The sequence below is a fragment of the Euzebya tangerina genome (genome assembly GCF_003074135.1).
Lineage (GTDB): Bacteria > Actinomycetota > Nitriliruptoria > Euzebyales > Euzebyaceae > Euzebya > Euzebya tangerina.
Window position 1 is genome coordinate 1,953,878 of the sequence record NZ_PPDK01000001.1, and the last position, 11,349, is coordinate 1,965,226.

Consider the following 11,349-nt stretch of genomic DNA (forward strand, 5'->3'; position numbering starts at 1 on the left):
AATCTCCGTGCGGATTCGTACGTCCACACCCCTGGAGCCCGCCGTGTTCACCGACACCCACTGTCACCTCACCCATCTCTCGGGTGCGGTGAGTGCGGCCGTCGACGAGGCGAACCAGGCCGGCGTGACGACGATGATCACGGTCGGGACGGACCTGGCATCGAGTGCGGAGTCGGTGCAGATTGCGACTTCACATCCCGGGGTCTACGCGTCGGTCGGGATCCACCCGAACGACTCGATCGAGGCCACCGAGGCCGTCCTGGACCGGATCGAGGATCTTGCGCGCCACCCCCAGGTCGTCGCGGTCGGTGAGACGGGACTGGACTGGTTCCGCGAGGGTGCCCCCCGGGTGCGGCAGGAGGAGTCCTTCCGCGCCCACATCCGGATCGCCCGCGACCTCGACCGGACGGTCGTCATCCACGACCGGGAGGCGCACGACGACATCGTGCGGGTGCTCATGGACGAGATGCCCTTGCCGCGGGTGGTGTTCCACTGCTTCTCCGGCGGGCCCGACCTGGTGCAGACCTGTGCCGCCAACGGCTGGTTCATGTCGTTCGCCGGCAATGTGACCTTCTCCAACGCCGCTGACCTGCAGGTCTCCGCCAAACAGGTGCCGTCCGATCTGCTGCTGACCGAGACCGACTCGCCCTACCTCACCCCTCACCCCCACCGAGGGAAGCCGAATGCGCCGTCCTACGTCCCCGTGACGACGGCGTTCCTGGCCGACCTGCACGACATCGAGGCTGAGGAGATGGCCCGGATCACCGCCAGCAATGCACGCCGGGCCTTCGCGCTACCGGATGGGTGAGCGCTCGCGCGACCTGCTGGGCGGCCGTGAGATCCGACGACTGCTGGACGCCCACGGACTCCATCCGACCAAACGACGTGGCCAGAACTTCGTCACGGACCCGGGCACGGTGCGTCGAATCGTCCGGGATGCCGGCGTCGAGGCGGGAGACCTGATCGTCGAGGTGGGGCCGGGACTGGGCAGCCTGACCCTGGCCCTGCTCGAGGCCGGCGCGCAGGTCATCGCGGTCGAGTTGGATCGCGGGTTGGCTGCCGCCCTTGAGGAGGTCGTGGGGCCGGACGTCCCGGTCGTGGTCGGCGATGCACTGGACCAGCAGTACCGCGAGCTCACCTCCGGTCGACGTGCCGCAATGGTGGCCAATCTCCCCTACAACGTGGCCACGCCGATCCTGCTGACGGGGCTGCGGGAGGGGCACCTGGCTGCCTACCACCTGATGGTCCAGCGGGAGGTCGGCGAGCGGTGGGTGGCAGGCCCGGGCGAGAAGGCCTACGGGGCCGTGAGCGTGAAGATCCGGCTGCTGGCTGACGCGGCCATCGCGGGCACCGTCAGTCGGCAGGCGTTCCATCCCGTCCCCAACGTCGATTCGGTGACCGTCGACGTCCGCCCGCACGGCCGCCACGACCTCGCCACCGTCGAGCGGACCATCGCGTTGGTGGAAGCCGGCTTCGCCCAGCGTCGCAAGCTGCTCCGCAATGCGCTGGCGGTGAAGGGGCGTCGTGGTGTCGAGGTCGACGGTTGGCTGGAGGCCGTGGGGTTGCCGCCGACGGCCCGGGCCGAGGAGCTCGGTGTGGACCAGTGGCTGGCGCTCCGCCGCGTGGCAGACCACGGAGAGGCCGCCGACCGTAAGCTCGCCCCGTGAGTCCCCCCGAGCAGCTGATCAGACGACTGCAGGTTCGTGCGCCCGCGAAGATCAACCCCTACCTGGCGGTCCGCGGCGTTCGTGACGACGGGTACCACGAGCTGACCACCGTGTTCCAATCGGTCGCCCTCAGCGACACGCTGGTGCTGACGCTGCGGCCGGGTCACCGCCAGCCGCTGGCCGAGGGGGTTCGGCCGCTGGGTCAGTCCCGCCGTCGGATGGCGCTCGCGCTGACCCACGACGCCGGGCCCTCGGTGCCCACCGGGTCGGCCAACCTCGTGGTCGCCGCCGCTGCGGCACTGGCCGAACGCCTCGACCTGGACCTGGTCATCCTCGGCGACTCCGAGGAGACGGTCGAGGCTGACCTGCACACCACGATCGATCTGCACAAGCGAATCCCGGTGGCCGGTGGGATGGCCGGCGGGTCGGTGAACGCCGCCGCCGCGCTGGTCGGACTGAACGAACTGTGGACGGGGGAGCTGTCCCGCGCGTCGCTCCAGGAGATCGGTGCCACACTCGGCTCCGACATCCCCTTCGGCGTGATCGGTGGAAGCGCGCTGGCGACCGGGACCGGCACCACGCTGGCTGGCGTCCTGGCGCGCGGGACGTTCGACTGGGTGGTGTGCACCGCCGCCGAGGAGCTGTCCACCCCGGAGGTCTACGCCGCCTGGGACGAGCACTGCGCGCCGGGCGGCGAGTCCGAGCCGGATGCGGTCCTGTCCGCCATCGCCAGTGCTGACCCGGAGGCCTTGGGAGCGGCGCTGCACAACGACCTGCAAGCAGCGGCCGAGATGCTCCTGCCCCGCCTGGTCGGTGACCAGAAGGCGCTGATGGACGCCGGGGCGCTGGGGGCGATCGTCAGCGGCAGCGGCCCGACGTTGCTGGCGCTGGCTGCGGACAGCGAGGAGGCGCAGCGCATCGCCGGACGTGTGGCGGGCCGGTTCGCGGCGGTCCACCTCACCCGCTCGCCGGCCTCCGGCCCGGTGACCACACCGGTCTGAGGGGCTAGGCTTGCGGCCCACTCGCTCGGGGGTGGTGAAATGGAATCACGTCGGCCTTTGAAGCCGAAGTCGAAGGATCGATACCTTCTCCCCGAACTCGTGCTCCCACGGGAGCTGACCCACTTCCCCGCCTGACAACTCCCGCCTCCGGAAGAGACCAACAGTCTGATGAGATCCGCCGTGGTGCTGGCCGCGGGCAGGGGAACCCGCCTCCGGTCGAGCAAGCCGAAGGTGCTGCACGAGGCCGCCGGCCGGCCGCTGCTCGGCTGGGTGCTGCACGCGCTTGCGCCACTCGAGTTGGACCACATCGTGGTCGTGATCGGTCACGGCGCTGAGCAGGTTCGGGCCTACGCGGAGTCGCTGCCGATCCCCGGCATCAGCTGCGTCGTCCAGGAGCAGCAGAACGGCACCGGTCACGCTGTGCGGATTGCGATGGAGTCCGGGGCCCTGGACGCGGCAACCGACGTCATGGTCCTGGCCGGTGACGTCCCCGGCATCTCCACCGAGACGTTGTCCCGAGTGTTCGTCGAGCGTGGCGGCGCAGCCGCTGCCGTGGTCACGACCCGCCTGGACGACCCGACCGGCTATGGCCGCATGATCCGCTACGGCAGCCGGATCACCGGCATCGTGGAGGAGAGAGACGCAAGCCCGGAGCAGAAGCGGATCGACGAGATCAACACGGGCCTGTTCGCCTTCGAGGCCCAAGCGCTCCGCGACGCGCTGGGCCAGCTGACGACCGACAACGCCCAGGGCGAGGAGTACCTGACCGACACGGTCGCCTACCTGGCGCAGACCCGCACGGTGGTTGGCCTCGAAGTCGACAGCGATGAGGTCGAAGGCGTCAACGATCGGTCCCAGTTGGCCACGATCTCCTCCACGCTGAACGCGCGGACGCTGGATCGCCTGATGGCCGGCGGCGTAGGGATCGTCGACCCCTCCTCCACCTACGTCGACGCCGACGTGGTGGTGGAGCCCGACGCCCTGCTGCTGCCCGGGGTGATGCTGCACGGCGCGACGCGGATCGCCTCCGGCGCGGAGGTCGGCCCGTACTCGCGGCTGACCGACACGGTGGTCGAGTCTGGCGCCACCGTGGCATTCACCGTCTCGACCGGTGCGGAGATCGGACCGGAGGCCCAGGTGGGCCCCTACACCCACCTCCGGCCTGGCACCGTGCTGCACCGGGGCGCCAAGGCCGGTGGCTTCGTCGAGACCAAGAAGGCCGTGATCGGTGAGGGTTCGAAGGTCCCGCACCTCTCCTACGTGGGTGACGCCGACCTGGGCAAGGGGGTCAACTTCGGAGCCGGGTCGGTCACCGTCAACTACGACGGCTTCAACAAGTTCCACACCACCATCGGGGACGGGGCGTTCGTCGGATCCGATACGATGTTGGTCGCGCCGATCGAGGTCGGGCCGGGGGCCTACGTCGGCGCTGGCTCGACCATCACCACCGACGTGCCGGCGGATGCGCTGGCGATCGAACGGGCGGAGCGACGCACCATCGACGGGTGGGGGGCGCGGAATCGCGAGCGTCATACCAAGCAGTCATCATCGGAACCGACGAGCCCAACCGAGTCGGGCCAGAAGGACAACTGAGCGCATCGTGGAGCACAACCTCGAGATCACGAACAAGAAGCGGATGCAGGTGTTCACGGGCACCGCGTTTCCGGGGCTTGCGAAGGAGATCGCCGACGAGTTGGACCTGGAACTCGGGGACGTCGACATCCACCGCTTCTCCAACGGTGAGATCTACGTGCGGTACGGCGAGAACGTCCGCGGCAGCGACGTGTTCCTGGTGCAGACCCACTGCGAACCGGTCAACGCCAACATCATGGAGCAGTTGATCATGATCGACGCCGCGAAGCGGGCGTCGGCCAAGCGGATCACCGCCGTCGTCCCGTACTACGGCTACGCACGGTCGGACAAGAAGACCAAGTCGCGCGAGCCGATCACCGCCCGGCTGCTGGCCGACCTGTTGACGACGGCGGGAGCCGACCGGGTCGTCAGCGTGGACCTGCACACCGGACAGATCCAGGGGTTCTTCGACAACCCGCTGGACCACCTGACGGCGTTGCCGCTGCTGGTGGGCTGGATCACCGAGAACTGCTCGCACGACGATCTGGTGATCGCCTCGCCGGATGCCGGTGGTGTGCGTCTGGCACAGAAGTTCTCCAACCGGCTGCACAACGCGCCGATCGCCTTCCTGGCCAAGACCCGGACCGCACACAACGTGGCCAAGACCCTCGCTGTCGTGGGTGAGGTCGAGGGCAAGACCGTGGTGCTGGTGGACGACATGATCGACACGGCCGGGACCCTGTGCGGTGCGGCGGACATGCTCCTGAAGAAGGGTGCTCGGCGAGTGATCGCCTGTGCCACCCACCCGGTCCTCAGCGGTCCGGCGTACCAGCGGCTGCAGGAGTCCCCGATCGAGAAGATCGTCGTCACGACGACGATGCCGATCCCGGAGAACTCGGGGTGCGACAAGATCGAGCAGATCTCGATCGCGCCCATCCTGGCGTTGACGATGCGGGCCATCTTCGAGGACCGCTCGGTCAGCGAGTTGTTCAACGACGACAACGCCTGACCTCGCTGCGGGGAACCTGACCTCGTCGCGGGGAACCTGACCTCGCTGCGGGGAACTTGGCCTTCGTGGTGGGGAACCTGACCTCGCCGCGGGGAAACTGACCTCGTCGCGGGGAACCTGACCCCGGCGGGGGAGTCCGTCTCTCGCGCCCAGACCTCCTGGAGAGCGACGTATCACGGCCGGTCCGTTACCCTTCTCCGACGCGCAGTGCCACAGGGGTGTTGCGTGACCCAGCGAGGAACCACATGCGTCGTGTCCTGATCGCTCTGTCCGTGGCTGTGCTCCTGATGGCGCTGCTCCCCGTCTGGACGGCGACGGCCCAAGAGGGCTCCAGCGACCAGGACTGGCCCGGCCCCAACGGGCCGATGACGAACACGCGACGGTCAGTGGACGCCGGACCGACGTCGACGCCGGGGGTGGTCTGGTCGACGCCGGGAGCCTCGATCGACGTGGCGCCCGGGGTGTTCGTCGGCCTCGACGGCGCCACCGGCGACTTCGGGTACGACGCGGTCCTCGATTCGCTGGGTCACGTGGTCTGGCAGGGGGCGAGCGATGACGATGACCCCGGCACGCCGGACAACCTGCTGGTGGCCCTGGACGCTGAGGACGGCTCGGTCGCCTGGACGACCGACCCAGCCGAGGTCGACGTCGTCGACCAGTGCGAGGCGCTCGTGGACTCGACCGGCGGCCTGTGGACCCTGGCAGACGTCACGGCGGAGGCAGGTGGCGGGAACGCCCGCGTGCTGCCGGTCGAGATCGACCCGAGCGACGGCTCCGTCGCCAGCCGCCCCCTGGACGACGTACCAGCCGACGAGCTGCCCGACACCAGGCAGGGCATCGGCTGCACCTTCTCGCCCGTCATGACGCCCGACGACGTCTTCGTCTTCCAGATGCTGACCTTCGACCAACCGGTGGTCGGCGTCGACGTGGCTGACGGCACCCTGGCCTGGTCGACCGACCTCGCCGCCGCGGGCTTCCCCGGCGACGGCGACGCCAAGTGGCTGATTCCAACGCCGGATGGCCAGCGGATCCTCCTCGGGCTCGACCCGGACGCCAACTTCGAAGGCGACGAATTGATCGTGGTGGCGCTGGACGCCCAGGACGGCAGCGTGCTGGGTTCGACGACGGTGCCAGGTCAGGACTTCTACACGACCAACGAGCAGAACCCGGCCGTCGGGCTGAGCGATGGAAGTGTGGTCGTCGGCACGGAGACGTCCGAGACCGAGCGCACCGGCAACCTGGTGCGAATCGGCAGCGACCTCGATGTCATCTGGACCGTGCCCACGGCGACGGATACGCCCGAAGGTCAGCTACGACCGCTCGGCACACTTGCCGTGGGCGGGGCGGACGAGGACCTGATCATCGGCTGGTCGTGGGCTGGACCGAACGACGTGTACGCCGTCTCGGTCGACGATGGCTCGCTGGTGTGGGAGGTGGACCCGGACAGCTTCGACTCCACGCCCTCGATCACCGTGGATGCTCGCGGCTACGCCTACATCGGCGTGTTCAACACCGGCGGCGAGGACCCACGCATCCAGGTGATCGACCCCGATGGCCAGATCATCGGTTCGGTGCTCGGCGGCAGTGAGGTGGAGGACGACACGTTCGGGACGACCACGGTCACCGGGATGGGCCCGGTGGTCGACGGACGCCTGTTCCTCGCCATCGGCTCCGGTACGGAGACGGGTTTCATCGCGGTCGAGGACGAGGCCGGCGGCTTGGTCCCCGGTGTCAGCCGGCCGGCGGGAACCTCGGACGATCCCCGTCAGATCGCGATCGACCTGTGCAACTTCCTCCAGCCCCTGCCGGACTCCGCGCGGGCCGTGATCCTCGCCCAGGATGAGATCTTCGCCGACGCGCTGACCGGTTCGCCGCTGGCCGGCGACGACGGCTGTGTGCTGTTCACCGGTCGCGCACCTGAGGCGCTTGACGAGGCGACCGCGGCCGAGATCGATCGCGTGCTGCCGGAGGGTGGGACCGTCTACCTGCTCGGTGGCGTCAGCGCCGTCGACCAATCCGTGGAGGACGACCTGACCCTGACGGGCTACGACGTGCAGCGACTGGCCGGCCCCGGCCGGGTGCAGACCGCGGTCGAGATCGCCCGCGAGGTCAGGCGCCTCAACCCCGCCGTCACCGACGCCATGCTCGCCACCGGCGGCAACTGGCCGGACTCGGTCGCCGGCGGTGCCTACGGCGCGGAGACAGGCACACCGATCCTCCTCACGGAGGCCGAGGTGCTGAACCCCGACACCGATGCGGCCCTGACCGAGTTGGGTGTGCAGGACGTGACGATCCTGGGCCAGACGGCGGTGGTCTCGCAGGCCGTGGAGGACTCGCTGTCGCAGCCAAGTGTGGGTCGGGCTGGTGGCGTCAACCGCATGGCGACCGCCGTCGCGATCACGCAGGACCTCTGGCTGACCCGGACGTCGGCCCCCGGTGAGAGCTTCCTGGCGGTCAACCTGGAGGCCCCGAACGCCTGGACGATCGCCCTCGCCGCGGCGCCGCTGTCGGCCCGGGAGGACGCGCCGCAGCTCGGCCTGGGGAGTGACCGTTACCCGACCGAGACCGCAGACTTCCTGACCGGACAGGGGTTCACCGAACTGCCGTCCATCGGACTGATCGGCGGCCTGGCCTTCATCGGCGAGGACATCGAGTCCGAGATCGGCGAGGACATCGAGCCGTAGCCGGACGACCAGCCGTGGCCTAAAGAGAGCAGCAGCGGATGTATCACGACCGCGACGGCAGATGTCATCTCCCCCAACGGGCCCGCGTGGGGCCTCATCACCGGGAGAGGGAAGCCTCACATGCGTCGTACAACCATCGTCCTGCTCGTCCTGTCCATGCTGCTGGCCGCCGCGCCGGCCATCGCACAGCCAGCATCGTCCTGGCCCGGCGCGGATGGGCAGCACACGCACGACCGCCGGTCACTCGATGTCGGGCCGACCACGCCCGGCGTCCTTTGGGAGAGCCCGTTGGCCGATCTCGACGTCGGGCCCGGCCTGACCGTGAGGGGCGTCGGTGGCAGCTTCACCGGTCAGGGCATCCCGATCATCGATGACGGTGTCGGCCACCTCATCACGCCGGTCGTCCTAGATGATACCGCCACGACCTTGACCATCGATGACCACGCGCTCGTCGCGCTCAACCAGTCCGACGGCTCGTTGGCCTGGAGCACCGATCCCGAGGAGGTGGATGTCCAGCAGGGCTGCACCCCCTGGATCGACGGCGACGGCGATCTGTGGACGCTGGCTGCGCGCTCGGCAGAGATCGGCGACCCCCTCCCCAACGTGCTGCCTGTCAGACTCAACAGCCTGGACGGGACCGTGGCAGCCCGGCCGCTGGACGATGTGGCCGAGGAGGATCTCCCTGACACCCGCCACGGCAGGTGCGAACTGGAGCCCACCATGGTCGGGGGCGACGTGGTGGTGTTCCAGACCCAGAGCTTCGAACAGCCGCTGGTAGCAGTCGACCTGGCCGCCGAGACGCTGGCATGGACCGTGGACCTGGAGGCGCTGGGCTACGCAGCCGAAGCGCAGTGGGTTCTCGGCTCGGACGACGGCTCCACCGTCCTGGTCGGCGTCGACACGCCGGATGAGGCGGACAACGAGGTCACCGTCCTCGCGCTGGATGCGGCCGACGGGTCCCTGGTGGACTCTCAGGTCGTGACCGGCGAACGCTTCAACACCATCGTGCAGGAGAACACCGTCATCGGCCTGCCGGATGGTGGGATCGTTCTGACCACTGCGCTGCCCAACAGCGGAGGCGCGCTGCAGGGTCGCCTCATGCGGCTGAGTGCCGACCTCGACGTCGTCTGGGACGTGGCGACGGAGACAGACGAGGATGCTCCGGTCACTGTCGAGACGTTCGGCTCCCTGGCACTCGGAGGTGCCTCGGAGGAGTTGGTGATCGGCTGGGACGCCTCCACCGTCGCAACGACAGTGAGCGCGGTCTCGATCGATGACGGCGCATCGGTCTGGGAGGTCGACCCCGCCGGTCTTGAGTCGGTCCCATCTATCACGGTCGACGCCGACGGCCGGGCGTACGTCGCACTCGCCGCGGATGCCGACCACGACCATCGCCTGCAGGTCATCAGCCCCGATGGCGCCCCCGGCTTCGCTGTGGCCTCTGGCGCCCTGTCGACCGAGGAGACCATTGCAGCCATGGGCCCAGTCGTCGACGGAACGCTCTTCGCTGCCACGGGAACCGCTGAGGACGCCGTCTTCGTCGCCTTCGACAACTCTGGCGAGCCCACGTCACCGGTCGACCCGCCGACATCGGTCGATCCGACTGATCCTGAGTCGCTGCTGCCCCCTGGCATCACCCGACCCGCCAGCTCCTCCGACGACCCCCGCCAAGTCGCGATCGACCTGTGCCAGTACCTGAACCCGGAGGAGGGATCCGCGCGGGCCGTGGTCCTGGCCCAGGACGTGATCTTCGCCGACGCCCTGGCCGGGTCGCCCCTGGCAGGCGACGACGGGTGCGTGCTGTTCACCGGCCGTGCACCCGAGACGCTCGACCCTCGGACAGCCGCTGAGATCGACCGAGCCCTCCCGCCGGGTGGAACCGTCTACCTGCTCGGCGGTACGGCTGCGGTTGCGCCAGCGGTGGAGAGCGAGTTGCTGACAGACGGCTACGACGTCCGTCGACTCGCGGGACAGGGTCGCGTCCAGACGGCCATCGCGATCGCCGGTGAGGTAGTCAGGGAGGTCAACCCTGCCGCCACCACGGTGATGCTCGCCTTCGAGGGCAACTGGCCGGATGCCGTCACCGGCGGTGCCTACGGTGCCGAGGCCGGCATTCCAATCCTGCTGACCGCAACCGACGAGCTCTCACTCGACACCCGGATGGCGCTTGCGTCCTTCGAGTTCGGGGAGGTAATCCTCCTGGGCAGCGACGTCGTTGTAAGCGAGGAGGTGCAGGCCAGCATCGGACTGCCGACCTCACGGGCCGGCGGGGTCAACCGCATGGCGACGGCGACGGATATCGCGGGTGAGCTGTGGCAGATCAGGTCCGGCATCACCGAGGACCGGTTCCTGCTTGTCAACCTGGAGGCGGCCAACGCCTGGACGCTCGCCTTGGCGGCGGCACCGTTGTCAGCTCGGGCCGACGCACCCCAGCTGGGTGTTGGCAACACCTTCTACCCGACCGAGACCAGCACCTTCCTCCGCAACCAGGGGTTCCCGGACCTGCCGTCCATCGGCTTGATCGGTGGCGTGGCCTTCATCGGCGAGGACATCGAGGCTGAGATCGGTGCATCCATCGAGCCGTAGCTCGTGATCGCGTTGCCGGCCGTCGTGGCACAAGGCGACCGGTCGCGGCTACACTCGCACGCCCCCGGTGGCGAGCGGACGACTTCTCTGCGCCCACACCGGGGTATCTCCCTGCCCCGCCCCAGTGGCCGGTGGCGCGCCCCGAACTTCCAAGGAGTACCCCCGATGGCCGACCAGATCGTGATCTCTGCTGAGCCCCGCCCCGGCGACGGCAAGGGAGAGGCCCGCGCCCTGCGTGCCGAAGGTCGTGTCCCCGCCGTCACGTACGGCGCCGACGTCGAGAACCAGCCCATCCACGTGGATGCCCGTGAGCTTCGCGCCGCCCTGTCGACCGAGGCCGGGGAGAACGCGGTCATCGACGTCAAGGTGGGCGACACCAGCCACCTGGCCCTGCCCCGCGAGATCCACCGCCACCCGGTCCGTCGAGACATCCTCCACCTCGACTTCGTGGCCATCAACCGAAACGTCAAGGTGACCGTCGACGTGCCGTTGGTCGTCGAAGGCGACGCGCCCGAGGGGTCGATCGTCAGCCAGCCGCTGAACACCCTCTCCATCGAGGTGCTGCCACTGGAGGTACCGGGCAACATCACGGTCTCGATCTCCGGGCTGGAGATCGGCGACGTCATCCGGGTCGGCGAGATCACCGTCCCCGACGGCGTCGACCTGCTCGATGACCCCGAGCGGACTGCAGTGTCCATCACGCTGCCGGACACCGAGCCGGTGGACGAGGCCGCGGAGGACGAGCTCGACGGTGAGGTCGAGGGTGAGGCGGTAGAGGCTGAGGACGGTGCTGAGGAAGCTCCTGCGGAGGGCGACGCCGAGTAGCGTCG

Annotated in this window: 8 protein-coding genes and 1 tRNA gene; all 9 read left to right on the forward strand. The window is 69.1% G+C overall.

Annotation, left to right across the window (positions count from 1 at the left end; translation table 11 throughout):
- Positions 1-7 precede the first annotated feature (7 nt).
- The 9 genes from C1746_RS09085 to C1746_RS09125 all read left to right on the forward strand — a co-directional run bounded on the left by C1746_RS09085 (position 8) and on the right by C1746_RS09125 (position 11,344).
- Complete coding sequence (locus C1746_RS09085) at positions 8-808, forward strand: TatD family hydrolase (protein WP_162867566.1); 801 nt, start codon at positions 8-10, stop codon at positions 806-808.
- Positions 774-1,667: a 16S rRNA (adenine(1518)-N(6)/adenine(1519)-N(6))-dimethyltransferase RsmA gene (rsmA, locus tag C1746_RS09090; protein WP_205711784.1), complete on the forward strand. Its 894-nt coding sequence runs from the start codon at positions 774-776 to the stop codon at positions 1,665-1,667. Before C1746_RS09085 ends, rsmA begins: the two co-directional genes overlap by 35 nt.
- A complete protein-coding gene (gene ispE, locus C1746_RS09095) occupies positions 1,664-2,668 on the forward strand; it encodes a 4-(cytidine 5'-diphospho)-2-C-methyl-D-erythritol kinase (protein WP_116714298.1) in 1,005 nt (334 codons plus the stop codon). Before rsmA ends, ispE begins: the two co-directional genes overlap by 4 nt.
- Positions 2,669-2,693: 25 nt before the next feature.
- Positions 2,694-2,764 (forward strand) — tRNA-Gln (locus tag C1746_RS09100).
- Between the two features lie 72 nt (positions 2,765-2,836).
- On the forward strand, positions 2,837-4,261 hold the full coding sequence (glmU, locus tag C1746_RS22460; protein ID WP_116714299.1) for a bifunctional UDP-N-acetylglucosamine diphosphorylase/glucosamine-1-phosphate N-acetyltransferase GlmU: 1,425 nt from the start codon (positions 2,837-2,839) through the stop codon (positions 4,259-4,261).
- 7 nt (positions 4,262-4,268) lie between these two features.
- Positions 4,269-5,249: a ribose-phosphate diphosphokinase gene (locus C1746_RS09110; protein WP_276309962.1), complete on the forward strand. Its 981-nt coding sequence runs from the start codon at positions 4,269-4,271 to the stop codon at positions 5,247-5,249.
- A gap of 245 nt (positions 5,250-5,494) precedes the next feature.
- Positions 5,495-7,933, forward strand: a complete 2,439-nt coding sequence (locus C1746_RS09115; protein WP_116714301.1) for a cell wall-binding repeat-containing protein — start codon at positions 5,495-5,497, stop codon at positions 7,931-7,933.
- A 120-nt stretch (positions 7,934-8,053) separates the two neighbouring features.
- Positions 8,054-10,519 carry a cell wall-binding repeat-containing protein gene (locus tag C1746_RS09120; RefSeq protein ID WP_116714302.1) on the forward strand — a complete coding sequence of 822 codons (2,466 nt, stop codon included), beginning with the start codon at positions 8,054-8,056 and terminating at the stop codon, positions 10,517-10,519.
- A gap of 165 nt (positions 10,520-10,684) precedes the next feature.
- On the forward strand, positions 10,685-11,344 hold the full coding sequence (locus tag C1746_RS09125; RefSeq protein ID WP_116714303.1) for a 50S ribosomal protein L25: 660 nt from the start codon (positions 10,685-10,687) through the stop codon (positions 11,342-11,344).
- The last annotated feature ends 5 nt before the right edge of the window (positions 11,345-11,349 follow it).